This window comes from Streptomyces sp. NPDC048297 (assembly GCF_043201585.1).
Taxonomy (GTDB): Bacteria; Actinomycetota; Actinomycetes; order Streptomycetales; family Streptomycetaceae; genus Streptomyces.
In genome coordinates, this window is record NZ_JBICZA010000010.1 from 152,565 (window position 1) to 169,422 (window position 16,858).

Consider the following 16,858-nt stretch of genomic DNA (forward strand, 5'->3'; position numbering starts at 1 on the left):
ACGTAGGCCCCCCGGGAGCGCGAGACCATGCGCCACCCACGAGGCCGAGCGGCAACCCCCAAGGGGCACGGGGAACTGCGCGATCGGCCACGGACGGCCCGCAGCCGACAAACCGCCCGCAGCCCCCGTCTCCACACCGCGCGCCCCGCGGAGCGCCCCGCGGAGCGCCCCGCTACGCCTCCCGAGCCCCCGCGTACATCTCCTCGATGAGCTGCTTGTACTCCCGCTCCACCACCGGCCGCTTCAGCTTGAGGCTCGGCGTGATCTCACCGTGCTCCACGTCGAGGTCCCGCGGCAGCAGGCGGAACTTCTTGATGGTCTGCCAGCGCTGCAGCCCCTCGTTGAGCTCCTTGACGTACCCGTCGATGAGCTCGACCGTCCGCGGCGCGGCCACCACCTCGGCGTAGGACTTGCCGCCGAGGCCGTTCTCCTTGGCCCACTGGAGGATGGAGACCTCGTCCAGGGCGATGAGCGCGGTGCAGTAGTTCCGGTCCGCGCCGTGCACCAGGATGTTGGAGACGTACGGGCAGACCGCCTTGAACTGGCCCTCGACCTCGGCCGGCGCGATGTACTTGCCACCGGACGTCTTGATGAGGTCCTTCTTGCGGTCGGTGATGCGCAGGTACCCGTCGGGAGACAGCTCGCCGATGTCACCGGTGTGGAACCAGCCGTCGGGCTCCAGCACCTCCGCGGTCTTCTCCGGCTGCCGGTGGTAGCCCTGCATGATGCCGGGGCCGCGCAGCAGGATCTCGCCGTCCTCGGCGATGCGCACCTCGCAGCCGGGCAGCGGCTTGCCGACCGTGCCGGTGCGGTAGGCCTCGCCGGGGTTCACGAAGGAGGCCGCGGAGGACTCGGTGAGGCCGTAGCCCTCCAGGATGTGCACGCCGGCGCCGGCGAAGAAGAAGCCGATGTCGGGGGCGAGCGCCGCGGAGCCGGAGACACAGGCGCGCAGCCGGCCGCCGAAGGCCTCACGGAGCTTGGCGTAGACGAGGGCGTCGGCGACCTTGTGCTTGGCGGCCAGGCCGAAGGGCACGGAGGCGGTGCCGGTGCGGCGGAAGTTGTCCTGGCTGGCCTTGGCGTACTCGCGGGCGACCTCCGCGGCCCACTGGAAGATCTTGTACTTGGCCGCGGCGCCCTCACGGGCCTTGGCCGCGACGCCGTTGTAGACCTTCTCGAAGATGCGCGGCACGGCCGCCATGTAGGTCGGCTGCACCACCGGAAGGTTCTCGATGATCTTGTCGACGCGGCCGTCGACGGCGGTCACGTGCCCGACCTCGATCTGCCCGGAGGTGAGGACCTTGCCGAAGACGTGCGCGAGCGGCAGCCACAGGTACTGCACGTCGTCGCCGGTGACGAGGCCGGTCGCGGCGATGGCCTTCGCCATGTACGCCCAGTTGTCGTGCGGCAGGCGCACGCCCTTGGGGCGACCGGTGGTGCCGGAGGTGTAGATGAGGGTGGCGAGCTGGTCGCTGGTGAGCGCGGCGACCCGCTCCTCGATCAGCTGGGGGTGCTTCTCCAGGTAGGCGGCGCCGCGCTCCTCCACCTCGGCGAGGGTGGTGACGAAGTCGTCGGTCTCGACGCCGGCCGGGTCGATGACGACGACCTTGGTCAGCGCGGGCAGCTCGGCGCGCTTCTCGACGGCCTTGGCGGCCTGGGCGGCGTCCTCGGCGATCAGCACCCGACTCTCCGAGTCGGAGAGGATGAACGCCGACTCGTCCGCGTTGGTCTGCGGGTAGATCGTCGTGGTGGCGCCACCCGCGCACATGATGCCGAGGTCGGCGAGGATCCACTCGACCCGGGTGGAGGAGGCGAGTGCCACCCGCTGCTCGGGCTCGATGCCCAGCTCGATCAGGCCGGCCGCGATCGCGTACACCCGCCGCGCCGCCTCGGCCCAGCTCAGCGACTTCCATTCGTCGGGGCCCTGACCCGAGGCCGGCGCCACCGGGTAGCGGTAGGCCTCGGCATCCGGTGTCGCCGCCACGCGCTCCAGGAAGAGGGCCGCCAGAGACGGCGGACGGTTCTCGATCAGGGTCTGTGTGTCGCTCACGACATCCTCCGGGGCCCGCGATGGTGCGGTTGGCAACAGTGCGGCTGGCAACAGTGCGGCTGACGGTGCGGCTGGGTTAACTCACGGTGCGGTTCGGGCTTGTTTAACTCGCGAGTAACTATCGAGCAGGGATCAGAGTAAGGGGCGACCGGCCGCCGCGTAAGAGGCTTCGGCCTGTCACTTTCCACCGGGAGCAACGCTAAGCACGCACAGGGGCCCGCCGCACTTTCGTACGACGAGCCCCCGTGTGCCCGGGTTACGGCGCGAGCCGAAGTTACCTGCGGTTACTTCTTGCCCTTGCCCGACCCCGCGCTGTCATCGCTGGAGAGGACGGCGATGAAGGCCTCCTGGGGAACCTCCACGGAACCCACCATCTTCATCCGCTTCTTGCCCTCCTTCTGCTTCTCCAGCAGCTTCCGCTTACGGGAGATGTCACCGCCGTAGCACTTGGCGAGGACGTCCTTGCGGATGGCGCGGATGGTCTCGCGGGCGATGACCCGGGAGCCGATGGCAGCCTGGATCGGCACCTCGAAGGCCTGCCGCGGGATGAGTTCGCGCAGCTTGGCGACGAGCCGTACCCCGTACGCGTACGCGGCGTCCTTGTGGGTGATCGCCGAGAAGGCGTCCACCTTGTCGCCGTGCAGCAGGATGTCGACCTTGACCAGGGAGCTGGTCTGCTCGCCCGTGGGCTCGTAGTCCAGGGACGCGTAGCCGCGGGTCTTGGACTTCAGCTGGTCGAAGAAGTCGAAGACGATCTCCGCGAGCGGCAGCGTGTAGCGGATCTCCACGCGGTCCTCGGAGAGGTAGTCCATGCCGAGCAGGGTGCCGCGCCGGGTCTGGCACAGCTCCATGATCGAACCGATGAACTCGGTGGGCGCCAGGATGGTGGCGCGCACGACCGGCTCGTACACCTCGCTGATCTTCCCCTCGGGGAACTCGCTCGGGTTGGTGACGACGTGCTCGCTGCCGTCCTCCATGACCACGCGGTAGACCACGTTGGGGGCGGTGGCGATCAGGTCGAGGCCGAACTCGCGCTCCAGCCGCTCCCGGATCACGTCCAGGTGCAGCAGGCCGAGGAAGCCGACGCGGAAGCCGAAGCCGAGGGCGGCGGAGGTCTCCGGCTCGTAGACCAGCGCGGCGTCGTTGAGCTGCAGCTTGTCGAGGGCCTCGCGCAGCTCGGGGTAGTCCGAGCCGTCGAGGGGGTACAGACCCGAGAAGACCATCGGCTTCGGGTCCTTGTACCCGCCGAGGGCCTCCGTGGCGCCCTTGTGCTGGCTGGTGACGGTGTCACCGACCTTGGACTGGCGGACGTCCTTCACACCGGTGATGAGGTAGCCCACCTCGCCGACGCCGAGGCCGTCGGCCGGCAGCATCTCGGGCGAGCTGACACCGATCTCCAGCAGCTCGTGGGTCGCGCCGGTCGACATCATCCTGATGCGCTCGCGCTTGTTGAGCTGGCCGTCGATGACACGGACGTACGTCACGACACCGCGGTAGGAGTCGTAGACCGAGTCGAAGATCATCGCGCGGGCGGGGGCATCGGCGACACCGACCGGCGCCGGGATCTCCTTGACGACCTTGTTCAGCAGCGCGTCGACCCCGAGGCCGGTCTTGGCGGAGACCTTGAGCACGTCGGACGGGTCGCAGCCGACGAGGTTCGCCAGCTCCTCGGCGAACTTCTCGGGCTGGGCCGCGGGAAGGTCGATCTTGTTCAGCACCGGGATGATCGTGAGGTCGTTCTCCATCGCCAGGTACAGGTTGGCGAGGGTCTGCGCCTCGATGCCCTGGGCGGCGTCGACGAGGAGGACGGTCCCCTCACAGGCGGCCAGCGACCGCGAGACCTCGTAGGTGAAGTCGACGTGCCCCGGGGTGTCGATCATGTTGAGGATGTGCGCCGTGCCCTCGTCGGGGCCCTCGGTCGGGGCCCAGGGCAGACGCACCGCCTGGGACTTGATCGTGATGCCGCGCTCGCGCTCGATGTCCATCCGGTCGAGGTACTGAGCACGCATCTGCCGCTGCTCGACCACACCGGTCAGCTGGAGCATCCGGTCGGCGAGCGTGGACTTGCCGTGGTCGATGTGCGCGATGATGCAGAAATTGCGGATCAGAGCCGGGTCGGTACGGCTCGGCTCGGGCACATTGTTAGGGGTCGCGGGCACGCAGGGTCCTGTCTCTTGAGGCGCCTTATGCCTCGGGTCGGATCGTTACGTAGTCTCCATGGTCCCACGCGGCGGGACCGGCGACCGTTTTGGGCCGCCCGCATGGCCACTGGTACTGTGGATGGCTGTGCCTCATGCCCTCTCAGCGCGAGGCACGTCCGAGAAATTTTGGATCACCGGTACGGGACCCGAGCGGCCCCGCACCAGAACCTGAAAAGGCTCCTTCGTGGCGAACATCAAGTCCCAGATCAAGCGGATCAAGACCAACGAGAAGGCCCGGCTGCGCAACAAGGCCGTCAAGTCCTCCCTGAAGACCGCGATCCGCAAGGCCCGTGAGGCCGCTGCCGCGGGTGACGTCGAGAAGGCCACCGAGTACCAGCGCGCTGCCGCGCGTCAGCTCGACAAGGCCGTCTCGAAGGGCGTCATCCACAAGAACCAGGCCGCCAACAAGAAGTCGGCGCTTGCTTCCAAGGTCGCGACCCTCAAGGGCTGAAACTCCCTTCTGATCTGACCGCCGGAAGGACCCAGAGCGGGCCCTCTCTCATCCGCTCCCGCCCGGCACCCCGAGCCTGTACGCGGCCTGCGTTCGCCACGCGGGTACGGGCTCAGCATCTTTGACCGAAGGCCCCGGCACTCCCCTTCCCCAGGGTGGGCACCGGGGCCTTCGTCATGCCGGGGAACGGGTCCGGGGGCGGTGATGACTGGGGGCGGTGGGTGTGCGGGGGCAGCCGGGCGGGTGCGGGGTGGGGTGGGGGTAGCTGGGTGGTGGGTAGCGGTTGGCGGGTGGTGGGGTGGGCGGCGTCCTCCGCCTCGGCCGGCGGGGGCGGTGGCGTCGGGGCCTTCGTCATGCTGGGGAACGGCTCCAGGCGCGGCGATGACCAGGGCCGGTGTGTGCGCGGGGCGGACAGCGGGCGGGTAGCGGGGTGGGGGTAGTTGGGTGGTGGGTGGTGGGGTGGGCAGTGTCCTCGGCCACGGCCCGGTGGCGGCGCGGAACTTCAGGTGAGGCCTCGGGTCGGGGCCCCGGCCGTGGTGCGGTGCGGTTAGCCGCGGCCGCGGGACCGGGCGGCGTGGGCGATCACCACGACGGCCTTCTCCAGCGCGTACTCGGGATCATCGCCTCCGCCCTTCACCCCCGCGTCGGCCTCGGCGACAGCTCTGAGCGCCACGGCCACCCCGTCGGGCGTCCACCCCCGCATCTGCTGCCGCACCCGGTCGATCTTCCACGGCGGCATCCCCAGCTCCCGCGCCAGATCGGCCGGCCTGCCGCCCCGGGCGGACGACAGCTTCCCGATCGCCCGCACGCCCTGGGCCAGCGCGCTGGTGATCATCACCGGCGCCACGCCCGTCGCCAGCGACCACCGGAGCGCCTCCAGCGCCTCCGCCGTACGTCCCTCCACGGCCCGGTCGGCGACCGTGAAGCTGGAGGCCTCGGCCCGGCCGGTGTAGTACCGCCCGACGACCGCCTCGTCGATCGTCCCCTCCACGTCGGCGACCAACTGCGAGACCGCCGAGGCCAGCTCTCGCAGGTCGCTGCCGATCGCGTCGCACAGCGCCTGGCACGCCTCGGGCGTGGCCGACCGACCGAGCCCCCGGAACTCCCCTCTCACGAACGCCAGCCGGTCCGCCGGCTTGGTCATCTTCGGACAGGCCACCTCCCGCGCGCCCGCCTTGCGCGCGGCGTCCAGCAGCCCCTTGCCCTTCGCACCGCCCGCGTGCAGCAGCACGAGCGTGATCTCCTCCGCGGGCGACCCGAGGTACGCCTTGACGTCCTTGATCGTGTCGGCCGACAGGTCCTGCGCGTTGCGTACGACCACGACCTTGCGCTCGGCGAAGAGCGACGGACTGGTCAGCTCGGCGAGTGTGCCGGGCTGCAGCTGGTCCGGGGTGAGGTCTCGTACGTCCGTGTCGGCGTCGGCGGCCCTGGCGGCGGCCACCACCTCCTGCACGGCACGGTCGAGCAGGAGGTCCTCCTGGCCCACGGCAAGCGTCACCGGGGCGAGAGGGTCGTCATTCGCAGTCTTCCTGGCCATCACTGAAAGCATCCCACGCGGCACTGACATCGAAGCGCCCGCGCACCCTGACCTGCCCCCGACCGACCCCTGACCCCGTCTCAGGGGCGCACGGCTCCGCGCGCGCCCGAGGTCAGGACTCCGTGGCCAGGACTCCGTGGTCAGGGGTTGGGCTCCTGCGGTCACGGCTCCTCGCGCCAGCCGTCCCACTCGCCCGCGAAGGCGTCCAGCTCGGCGGGGTCCAGCCGCCCGCCCACGTCGTGCAGGACGATCAGCCACTGGGCGTCCTCCGCGTCGTCCTCGCCGGCGAGGGCGTCCCGGACGAGCTGGGGTTCCTCGTCGATGCCGAACCGCTCACCGAGCGCCTCGGCCGCCTCCTCGGCGGCATCGCGGTCGGGCAGCACCAGCACGTGTCTCACTTCGCTCACCGGGCCATTCTCGCGGCACCCCACGGGAGCCGAAGCGGCAGGTCGGCCCTTGGCGCCAGGTCAGCTCTTGGCGCCAGGTCGACCGTGGACGCCGGCTCAGCCCTTGGCGTCAGCTCAGTGGCGTCAGCTCAGCCCTTGGGAACGATCTGCACGTCGAGATCCACACGGATGCTCGGTCCGACCACCGCGATACCCCGCGCCAGCATGGTCTGCCAGCTGACCGTGTAGTCGTCGCGGTGGAGTTCGGTGGTGGCCCGGCAGGCCGCCCGGACCTCGCCCTCCATGCCGTTGCCGATCCCGAGGTACTCGGTGTCGAGCGTGATCGTGCGGGTCACACCGTGCAGCGACAGCGCACCGGTGACCGCCCACCTGGTGCCGCCCTTGTGCACGAACCGCTCGCTGTAGAACTCCAGCGTCGGATAGTTCTGCACGTCCAGGAAGTCCGCCGAGCGCAGGTGGTCGTCGCGCATCCGGACGCCCGTGTCGATGGTCGACGCGTCGATCACCACATGCATCGCCGAGTGCTCCATCCGGTCGGCGATGCGGACCACCCCCGCGAAGGAGTTGAACCGCCCGTGGATCCGGGCCAGTCCGATGTGCCGCGCGGTGAAGGCGATCGAGGAATGCGTCGGCTCGATCTCCCAGTCGCCCTGAGCCGGTGGCTCCGGCGGGTGCGCGAGCTGCAGGGTCACATCACCCAGCGAGGCGAGGGAGTTCTCCCCGACCTGCGCGGTCGCCCGGTAGGGCGTGAACCCCTCGGCCGACACCGCGAGCCGGTACTCCCCCGCCGGCACCGTCGCCATGAACGTCCCGTACGGATCCGAGCCGCCGCAGACCACCTTGCGGCCCTTGACGTCGCTGACCGTGAACTCCGCGTGACTCACGGGCTGGTTGACCGGGTCGAGCACCCGGCAGCTCAGCACTCCGGCGTCGGGTGGCGTCTGTATCGCCGCCAGGGGACTCGTCCGGATGTCCCGGTTCGTTCGGTTTCCCAACCAGCGGCCGAACATGTACGCCTCTCCTGTACGCCTCAATATCGCCTTTGCCGAAGATTCATTCGATCACTGATGCGGCTTTCGAGCAACACGGGCCCACATCATGGGAATCAAGCGCTTGCGCCTGAACTGAGTTGAATGATCCACTCCGACGTCGGCTCTGCGTGCCCGGCGTCGTTCTCGCAGTGTGTGCGGTCATGGCGCGCCGCCCGGCCCGGCTCCCGACCCATCCGGCCGCCCATTCCTGGGACGCACCTTGGGTCCGCAAGAGTTGACACCGGCTGAGTTCGCGGGAGTTGGCACCGGCTGGGTTCGCCGGAGTTCACGTGCCCTGTCTGACCACGCGCATCGCCTCTTCCTCCCCTCCGCTCCCGCCGACCGCGAGCGCCCCGTCCCGGTCCGTACGCAGCACCACCGCTCCGCCCGCCCGCAGCGCCGCCACGGTCGCCGGAGCCGGATGGCCATAAGGGTTGTCGGCACCGCACGAGATGAGGGCGATGCGCGGGGCCGCCAGCCGTATCAGTCCCGGGTCCTGGTACACGGAACCATGATGGGCGACCTTGAGCACGTCCACCCCTGCCAGCTCGGCCGCCATCGGTGAGCGCAACAACTCCTGCTGGGCCGGGGGTTCGAGGTCCCCGAGCAGCAGCAGTCGCAGTCCACCAGTGCGGACGAGCAGCGCGACACTGGCGTCGTTCGGGTCGTCGGGCTCCGGCGCCGGGGCCTGTGCCCGATCCTCCAAGGGCCACAGTACCCGCCACGCCAGTGACCCGGTGCTCCCTTCCTCCCCCGCCACGGCCCGGGTGAGCGGGATGTGCTGCTCGGCCGCCTCCCTCCTCACGAACTCGGCCTGGTCCGCGGGCTCCTCGAAGCCGGTGGTCTCGATCGCGGCGACCGAGCGCCCCCGCAGCACTCCGGGCAGGCCCGCGACGTGGTCGGCGTGAAAGTGGGTCAGGACGACGAGCGGGATGCGCGTGATGCCCAGCTCCCGCAGGCAGTGGTCGACCAGTTCCGGATCGGGGCCGGCGTCCACGACCACCCCCGTCCCCTCTCCGGCCGCCAGTACGGTGGCATCGCCCTGCCCGACATCGCACATCGCGAACCGCCAGCCCGGCGGCGGCCACCCCGTGACCACCCGGGCCAACGGGGCCGGCCGCACCACCACCAGCACCAGCAGCACGCAGAGCGCACCGCACCACCAGGAGTGCCGCAACAGCCGTCGCCCCGCGAGGACGACGACCACGGTGACCGCGGCGAGCAGCGACGCCCCCGCCCAACTGCCGGGCCAGTCCACTCCCCCTCCTGGCAGCGCCGCCCCTGTCCTGGCCACCCCGGCGATCCATCCGGCCGGCCAACCTGCGCACCAGGCCAGCACCTTGGCCCCGGGCATCGCCAACGGTGCCGCAGCGAGCGCCGCGAATCCCAGTACCGTGGCCGGCGCCACCGCCGGCTCGGCCAGCAGGTTGCAGGGCACCGCCACCAGGCTCACGTGGGCCGACAGCACCACCACGACCGGCGCGCAGACGGCCTGTGCGGCAGCGCCCGCTGCCAGCGCCTCCGCGAGCCGCGCGGGCACCCTGCGCCGCCGCAGCCCCTCGCTCCAGCGGGGCGCCAGCACGAGCAGCGCACCGGTGGCCAGCACCGAGAGCAGGAAGCCGTAGCTCCGGGCCAGCCACGGGTCGTACAACACGAGCAGGAGGACGGCCGTCGCCAGCGCGGGAAGCAGGGATCTGCGGCGCCCGGTGGCCAGGGCCAGCAGGGCGACCGAGCCGCAGGCCGCGGCCCGCAGCACGCTCGGGTCGGGCCGGCACACGATCACGAAGCCCAGCGTCAGCGCTCCCGCGAGCAGGGCGGTGGCCCGCAGCGAGAGCCCGAGGCGCGGGGCGATTCCGCGACGCTCGACCTGCTGGGCCAGGCCGGGTGGCCCGATGAGCAGGGCGAGCAGGATCGTGAGGTTGCTACCGGAGACGGCCAGGGTGTGGGCCAGGTCCGTCTCCTTGAAGGCGTCGTCCAGTTCGGGTGTGATCCGTGAGGTGTCGCCGACGACCAGCCCGGGAAGCAGCGCCCGCGCATCCGCCGGGAGCCCCTCGGTCGCCTCACGCAGCCCGGCCCGGAGCCGGCCCGCCAGACGCTGGGAACCGCTCGGCCCCGCCACGACCTCAGGACTCGGCGTCCCCCGCACCCGCAGCACGGCGGCGGTCCTGTCGCCGCCCGCCATGGCCGGCGCCAGTTGCCCGCCGACACGCAACCGTGTGGAAGGCAACAGCCCGAGCCAGGCCGACCGCCCCGCCCGCGCTTCGCCAGTACCGCGGCCGGGCGGCCCAGCCGAGCCTTCACTCCCGAGCCGCGGCCCGGCACCCCTACCCCCTTCCGGCGCCGGAACATCCGCGTCGACGACCAACAGCACCGGACTCCGCGTCCGCAGGCCTGTTCCTGTTCCGGTCCCTGTTCCTGCTCCGGTTCCGGTCCCTGTTCCTGTCCCTACTCCCGGCCTTGGCCCGGAAGCGTCTTCGACCTGGCGCACCTCGGCCCGCACCAGCACCGCCACCGGCGCCGCGTGATCACCCCGCACTCGCGGTCTGCTCATCCATGGGTCGCCACTCAGCTCCACCTCAGCCGTCACGCTCGCGAACCGCCGGGCCAGCTCCGGCACCGGCCCACGCCGTACATCCGCCCCGTGCAGCCCGGCCGAGACGGCAGCCGCGGCCACACAGAGCAGCACGGCGGCGATCAGAGCACGGGCCCACGTGGACGGCGAAGGCGACGCGGGCCGCCCCGACTGTGCCGACTGCCCCAACGGCGTCGACCGCAGCGGTGTCGACCCCAACCGCGTCGGCCACACCAGCCGCCAAGGCAACACCAGCACGACCCCGGCGATCAGAGCAGCGACCGCGACACCCGTGCTCCGACCCGATGGGGCGACCACGACCAGCGCCGCGGTCGCCCAGGCCGCGAGCGCGGGCGGCACGAGCCGCAGGTCCATCGGGGCTTCCGGCCGTGCCCGCGCGCTCTCCTCCTGCGTGTCCTCCCCACGGGCGACGGCCGGCGCTGCTCGCTGCCGGTGGGCCCCGCGCCTGCGCGACCGCTCCCTGCTCTGCGGCTCGCTCATGGCCGCACCAAGGGCCGCAGATCCGAGAAGCGGCGGTCGCCGATGCCGTTCACCTGGCGCAACTCGTCCACCGAGCGGAATCCGCCGTGCCGGGTGCGGTAGTCGATGATGTGCTGGGCCAGCACCGGGCCGACGCCTGGCAGTGCGTCGAGTTGGTCGGAGGTCGCCGTGTTGAGCGCGACCGGGGTCGCGGGACCGCCCGCTGGTCCGGCGCCTGCCGCGCTGCCGGGTACCGGCGGAACGCCTGCCGCCGCCGCGGGCGCGCCGACGACGATCTGTTCGCCGTCCACCAGGAAGCGAGCCCGGTTGAGACCGTCCGTACTGACACCCGACCGCACCCCACCCGCCGCTCTCAGCGCGTCCACCACCCGTGAACCCGCCGGCAGACGGCGGATCCCCGGTTCGCGAACCTTGCCGCTGACGTCCACGACGATCTGCCCACCCGGAGAGTTCGAAGCGCTCACGGGGCCGCCGGGCTTCGTCTCCCCGGCCACCGTCTCTGCGGACGGTGCCCCCGCGCGCACGACGTGAGGCGCGCTCACGGTCTGGGTGCGTCCCGCCCAGAAGTGCTGGGCCGCGAACACCCCGGCCGCCACGAGCACCACGGCAAGCGCGATCACTCCCCGGCGCTCCACCCCGCACCGCGCCTGGACCCACACCGGCACCCGCTCCCGCAGAGCAAGCCCGGCGCGCTCCCGCCAGCCCGGTCCTGGCGGCTCCATTTCCTCCGGACGACCGGCCTGATCGGCGACTTGCTCCTCGGGAGCGGCAACATCCGACGCCTTCGCCGCCGCAGCCGGCGAATCTTCCAGCGAAGGCCCCAGCACACCTACCCCGACCGCAGCCCCCGTCCAGGACGACGTACCCGCCCTTGCCCGCATCTCCCCTCCGCCGGGTGGCCCCTTGCCCAACTCGCGCGACACCACGGCCCGTTCGCCGAAGATGAGTTCCGCGCGGCGGCGCAGTTCCCCCGCCTGTGCGGGTGGCCGGTTGCGGACGGGGCTGCGGTCGGTGGGCCGGCGGCGGTCGATGGGCCGGCGGTGGCGGGTGCGGCCGTCGGAGGCGGGGCCGCGGCCCGGACCGCTGGTCGGGGCTGCTGTGCGTGAACGTGATCGAAGTGCCATGCGATGAGGATCGGACATCTCGCCATTTCGCGATGATCTTGGTCAATTCCCGTGGAACACGGCGCAGTTGTGGAAAACTCCGCCACCCGAACGAGTGAAGTCACCCGCACCCCCCACCCCCCACCCCCGGAAGCCGGAAGTTGAGAGCCGGAAGCCGAATGCCGGACGCCAGACGCCAGACGCCGAATGGCGAATGGCGAATGCCGCGTCAGCGCGGCGAAACGACCACGCCGAGAAGTCCAGGCCCGGTATGCGCCCCGATCACCGCGCCGACCTCGCTGACATGCAGGTCGGCCAGGCCGGGGACACGCTTGCCCAGGCGGTCGGCGAGGGCGGAGGCGCGCTCGGGGGCGGCGAGGTGGTGCACGGCGATGTCGACGTCGGCGCCGCCCGCCTTCTCGGCGACGATCTCCTCGAGACGGGCGATCGCCCTGGACGCCGTACGGACCTTCTCGAGGAGTTCGATGCGGCCGCCGTCCAGCTGGAGCAGTGGTTTGACGGCGAGCGCGGAGCCGAGCAGGGCCTGCGCGGCGCCGATCCGGCCACCGCGGCGCAGGTAGTCGAGGGTGTCGACGTAGAAGAAGGCGGACGTGCCGGCGGCTCTCTTCTCGGCGGCCGTCACCGCTTCGTCCACCGTGCCGCCAGCTTCCGCTGTCTCGGCCGCGGCCAGCGCGCAGAAGCCCAGGGCCATCGCGACCATTCCGGTGTCGACGACCCGCACGGGTACCGGCGCCTCACGCGCGGCCAGGACCGCAGCGTCGTACGTGCCGGACAGTTCGGCGGACAGGTGCAGGGAGACGATGCCGCTCGCCCCCGACTCGGCGACTGTGCGGTAGGTCTCCGCGAACTCCTGCGGGCTGGGCCGGGAGGTGGTGACCGGGCGGCGCTTCTGCAGCGCCTGGGCCAGGGAGCGGGTGGAGATCTCGGTGCCCTCTTCGAGCGCCTCGCCGCCCAGGACCACGGTCAGCGGCACCGCTGTGATGCCGTGGCGTTCCATCGTCCGCGGCGGCAGATAGGCCGTTGAATCGGTGACGATAGCGACATGGCGGGACATGAGCTGGAGGTTACCTGCCGTAGTGCCCGCACGGCAGCCCGGCCCCTGCCTGCCGGAACGTGCGGCACGGGATCATGTGGTGCTCTCGGGGCGGGGCTTCTTCTCCCAGGGATAGGCGGGGCGCCGGGGCGGCGGGGTGATGGCCTGGGTCCTGGGCTGTTCGCCGGGTCGGGTCCCGGGCGTTTCCGGCCAGGTCTGCTGACCGGCCGACGGATCGCCGGCGGCTGCCGGGGCGTCGGGCCAGGGCGGGGCGCCCGGCGAGGTGTCGGCGCCCGTCCAGTGGCGCAGGGCGCCCGCCTCGACGTCGATCTGCGCGCTGAGCGCGTCCAGGTCGTCGTCGGCGAAGCGGCGGGCACGGTCGCGGGCGGCCCAGCGCAGGGAGTCCGCGGACCTGGTGATGCGTTCGGTGCGGGCACGCAGTTCGGGAAGCCGCGCGGCGAGGGTGGTGCGGTCCGGCTCGGCCTCCATGCGCTTGAGCTCGGCGTCCAGTTCGAGCCCGTGCGCGCTGAGCCGCTCGAAGAGGCCGAGGGACTCCTTCAGCGACTCGTCCTCGGCCACGCGCGCGTGCAGCGCGTCCTGCGTGGCGCGCATCGACGTGCGCAAAGCGAGGCGGAGTTGGGCGATCTCGCCTACCGGTCCGGGCTGGGCGAAGGACTTGGCGCGCAGGGTGTGGTCCTCGACCGTGCGGCGGGCCTGGGTGATCGTGCGGTCCACTCCGCGCTTGGCGGCGCCGACGACCTTGACCGTGGCGTAGACGCCGAGGCCGACGAAGAGCAGGAAGACGAGCGCGAACACGGTGATCACTACTTCCATGACGCTCCTCCTCGGCTGTCACGGCACATGCCGCCGCGCTCTCCACGGTAAACGCAGCAGGCAGGTCCGGAGTTCCGGAGAAACCCCGAACCTGCCCGTAGGGGACTACCCCGACGACGGGCACGGCCTGTGCCCGGTCATCAGGCGGGAACGATGTTGACCAGCTTGGGCGCCCGCACGATCACCTTGCGGATGCCCGCGCCGTCCAGCGCCGCGACGACCTTCTCGTCGGACAGCGCGACCTTCTCCAGCTCCTCCTCGGAGATGGTCGGCGGCACCTCCAGGCGGGCCTTGACCTTGCCCTTGATCTGCACGACGCAGGTCACGGTCTCGTCCACCACGTACTGCGGGTCGGCGACCGGGAAGTCCTGGTGGACGACCGAGTCGGTGCGGCCCAGCCGGCGCCACAGCTCCTCGGCGATGTGCGGGGCCAGCGGGGCGACCATCAGCACCAGCGGCTCGGCGACGGAACGCGGCAGGGCGCCACCGGCCTTGGTCAGGTGGTTGTTCAGCTCGGTGACCTTGGCGATGGCCGTGTTGAAGCGCAGGCCCTCCAGGTCCTGGCGGACACCGTCGACGGCCTTGTGCAGGGCACGCAGCGTGTCCTCGTCGGGCTCGGCGTCGGTGACGGTGACCTCGCCGGTGTTCTCGTCGACGATGTTGCGCCACAGCCGCTGCAGCAGCCGGAACTGGCCGACCACCGCGCGCGTGTCCCACGGGCGGGAGACGTCCAGCGGGCCCATGGCCATCTCGTACAGACGCAGGGTGTCGGCGCCGTACTCGGCGGCGATCTCGTCCGGGGTCACCGCGTTCTTCAGGGACTTGCCCATCTTGCCCAGCAGGCGGGTGACCTTCTCGCCCTCGAAGTAGTAGGCGCCGTCGCGCTCCTCCACCTCGGCGGCCGGTACCGCGATGCCACGGCTGTCGCGGTAGACGAAGGCCTGGATCATGCCCTGGTTGAACAGCTTGTGGAACGGCTCGGCGGAGGAGACGTACCCCAGGTCGTACAGGACCTTGGACCAGAAGCGCGCGTACAGCAGGTGCAGCACGGCGTGCTCGGCGCCGCCGACGTACAGGTCGACACCGCCGTGCGGCCGGCCCTCGCGCGGGCCCATCCAGTACTGCTCGATCTCGGGGTCGACCAGCTGCCGCTCGTTGTTCGGGTCCAGGTAGCGGAACTCGTACCAGCAGGAACCGGCCCAGTTGGGCATGGTGTTGGTCTCGCGGCGGTACTTCTTCGGCCCGTCGCCCAGGTCCAGGGTGACGTTGACCCATTCCTCGTCGCGCGACAGCGGCGTCTCGGGCTGGGTGTCGGCGTCGTCCGGGTCGAAGGTGCGCGGGCTGTAGTCCTCGACCTCCGGGAGCTCCAGCGGCAGCATCGACTCGGGCAGCGCGTGGGCGATGCCGTCCTCGTCGTAGACGATCGGGAAGGGCTCGCCCCAGTAGCGCTGACGGCTGAACAGCCAGTCGCGCAGGCGGAAGTTGACGGTGCCCTCGCCGATGCCCTTGCGGGCCAGCCACTCGGTGATGCGGGCCTTGGCGTCGGTGACTCCCAGGCCGTCCAGCTTCACGTCGTCACCGGCGGAGTTGACGATCTTCGCGTCGTACGACGCGAAGGCGTCGTCCCACGTCGAGGTGTCGGTGGAGCGGCCGTCGCTCGGCTCGACGACGCAGCGCATCGGCAGCTCGAAGGCGCGCGCGAAGGCGAAGTCACGGGTGTCGTGCGCCGGCACGGCCATGATCGCGCCGGTGCCGTAGCCCATCAGGACGTAGTCGGCGATGAAGACGGGGATCTGCTCGCCGTTGACCGGGTTGGTCGCGAACGCGCCGGTGAAGACGCCGGTCTTGTCCTTGGCCTCGGCCTGGCGCTCCACGTCGGACTTGGAGGCGGCCTGCGCGCGGTAGGCGGCGACGGCCTCGGCCGGGGTGGCGTGGCCGCCGGTCCACACCTCGTGCGTGCCCTCGGGCCAGGCCTCGGGGGTGAACTTCTCGACCAGCGGGTGCTCGGGGGCCAGCACCATGTAGGTCGCGCCGAACAGGGTGTCCTGGCGGGTGGTGAAGATCGTGATGTGCTCGCCGTCGATCGGGAAGTCGACGCGGGCGCCCTCGCTGCGGCCGATCCAGTTGCGCTGCTGCAGCTTGATGGCCTCGGGCCAGTCCAGCTCCTCCAGGTCCTCCAGCAGCCGGTCCGCGTAGGCGGTGATGCGCATGTTCCACTGGCGCAGCTTGGCCTTGAAGACGGGGAAGTTGCCGCGCTCGGAGCGGCCGTCCGCGGTGACCTCCTCGTTGGCCAGCACGGTGCCCAGGCCGGGGCACCAGTTGACGGGCGCGTCGGAGGCGTAGGCCAGGCGGAAGTCGCTCAGGACGTCGGCGCGCTCGGCGGAGGTCAGCTCGTTCCACGCGCGCGTGTGCCCCGGTACGGTGCGCTCACCGGACTCGAACTGGGCGATCAGCTCGGAGATCGGGCGGGCCTTCCCGGCCTCCTCGTCGTACCAGGAGTTGAAGATCTGCAGGAAGATCCACTGGGTCCACTTGTAGTAGTCCGGGTCGATCGTGGCGAACGACCGGCGCTTGTCGTGGCCCAGGCCCAGCCGGCGCAGCTGGGCCTTCATGTTCTCGATGTTGGCCTCGGTCGACACGCGCGGGTGCGTGCCGGTCTGTACGGCGTACTGCTCCGCGGGCAGGCCGAAGGCGTCGAAGCCCAGGGTGTGCAGGACGTTGTGGCCGGTCATGCGCTGGAACCGGGCGTAGACGTCGGTGGCGATGTACCCCAGGGGGTGACCGACGTGCAGACCCGCACCGGAGGGGTACGGGAACATGTCCATGATGAACTTCTTGGGCTTGGCCACCAGCGCGGCGTCGCCGGCCAGGTCACCCTTGGGGTTCGGCGCCGCGTACGTGCCGTCGGCGTCCCAGAAGTCCTGCCAGCGTGCCTCGATGTCGGCTGCCATGGCGGCCGTGTAGCGGTGCGGCGCGACCACCTCGGCGGTGGCAGCGGGGTTCGTCTCGCTCATGATCCTCAAAGCTCCATCGATCGTCTCTGCCTGCGGAAATGAAAAAGCCCCTCGCACAGGAGGGGACGCCGCGCCGATGCCGACCACACGGCTTCACCGGTGGTCG

Annotated in this window: 11 protein-coding genes; 1 reads left to right on the forward strand and 10 read right to left on the reverse strand. The window is 71.0% G+C overall.

Translation table 11 applies throughout. The features are described 5' to 3' along the window. Nucleotides 1-172 precede the first annotated feature (172 nt). Together ACGFYV_RS13755 and lepA are read right to left on the reverse strand one after the other, a co-directional pair. The gene (locus ACGFYV_RS13755) at nucleotides 173-2,047 is read right to left on the reverse strand and encodes an AMP-dependent synthetase/ligase (protein WP_393878563.1); all 1,875 of its coding nucleotides are present in this window, start codon (nucleotides 2,045-2,047) and stop codon (nucleotides 173-175) included. Nucleotides 2,048-2,331: 284 nt separating this feature from the next. Then, nucleotides 2,332-4,206 carry a translation elongation factor 4 gene (gene lepA, locus ACGFYV_RS13760; RefSeq protein WP_393878564.1) on the reverse strand — a complete coding sequence of 625 codons (1,875 nt, stop codon included), beginning with the start codon at nucleotides 4,204-4,206 and terminating at the stop codon, nucleotides 2,332-2,334. Between the two features lie 226 nt (nucleotides 4,207-4,432). Here lepA and rpsT point away from each other — a divergent pair, with 226 nt between their 5' ends. Further along, nucleotides 4,433-4,699: a 30S ribosomal protein S20 gene (rpsT, locus tag ACGFYV_RS13765; RefSeq protein ID WP_053750780.1), complete on the forward strand. Its 267-nt coding sequence runs from the start codon at nucleotides 4,433-4,435 to the stop codon at nucleotides 4,697-4,699. A 547-nt stretch (nucleotides 4,700-5,246) separates the two neighbouring features. Here rpsT and holA read toward each other — a convergent pair. From holA to leuS, 8 genes are all read right to left on the reverse strand, one after another. Then, entirely contained in the window at nucleotides 5,247-6,236 is a 990-nt protein-coding gene (gene holA, locus ACGFYV_RS13770) for a DNA polymerase III subunit delta (protein ID WP_393878565.1), read from the reverse strand. A 161-nt stretch (nucleotides 6,237-6,397) separates the two neighbouring features. Beyond that, nucleotides 6,398-6,643, reverse strand: coding sequence for a hypothetical protein (locus tag ACGFYV_RS13775; RefSeq protein ID WP_393878566.1), 246 nt, complete (start codon nucleotides 6,641-6,643; stop codon nucleotides 6,398-6,400). 128 nt (nucleotides 6,644-6,771) lie between these two features. After that, entirely contained in the window at nucleotides 6,772-7,653 is an 882-nt protein-coding gene (locus ACGFYV_RS13780) for a YceI family protein (protein WP_393878567.1), read from the reverse strand. A gap of 307 nt (nucleotides 7,654-7,960) precedes the next feature. Further along, nucleotides 7,961-10,621: a ComEC/Rec2 family competence protein gene (locus tag ACGFYV_RS13785; protein ID WP_393878637.1), complete on the reverse strand. Its 2,661-nt coding sequence runs from the start codon at nucleotides 10,619-10,621 to the stop codon at nucleotides 7,961-7,963. Between the two features lie 122 nt (nucleotides 10,622-10,743). Further along, a complete protein-coding gene (locus ACGFYV_RS13790) occupies nucleotides 10,744-11,871 on the reverse strand; it encodes a helix-hairpin-helix domain-containing protein (protein ID WP_393878568.1) in 1,128 nt (375 codons plus the stop codon). Between the two features lie 208 nt (nucleotides 11,872-12,079). Beyond that, nucleotides 12,080-12,925 (reverse strand): DegV family protein, encoded by an 846-nt coding sequence (locus ACGFYV_RS13795; protein ID WP_393878569.1) that lies wholly within the window; start codon nucleotides 12,923-12,925, stop codon nucleotides 12,080-12,082. A gap of 72 nt (nucleotides 12,926-12,997) precedes the next feature. Then, entirely contained in the window at nucleotides 12,998-13,738 is a 741-nt protein-coding gene (locus tag ACGFYV_RS13800) for a hypothetical protein (protein ID WP_393878570.1), read from the reverse strand. Nucleotides 13,739-13,878: 140 nt separating this feature from the next. Continuing rightward, nucleotides 13,879-16,752 carry a leucine--tRNA ligase gene (gene leuS, locus ACGFYV_RS13805; RefSeq protein WP_393878571.1) on the reverse strand — a complete coding sequence of 958 codons (2,874 nt, stop codon included), beginning with the start codon at nucleotides 16,750-16,752 and terminating at the stop codon, nucleotides 13,879-13,881. Between the last annotated feature and the right edge of the window lie 106 nt (nucleotides 16,753-16,858).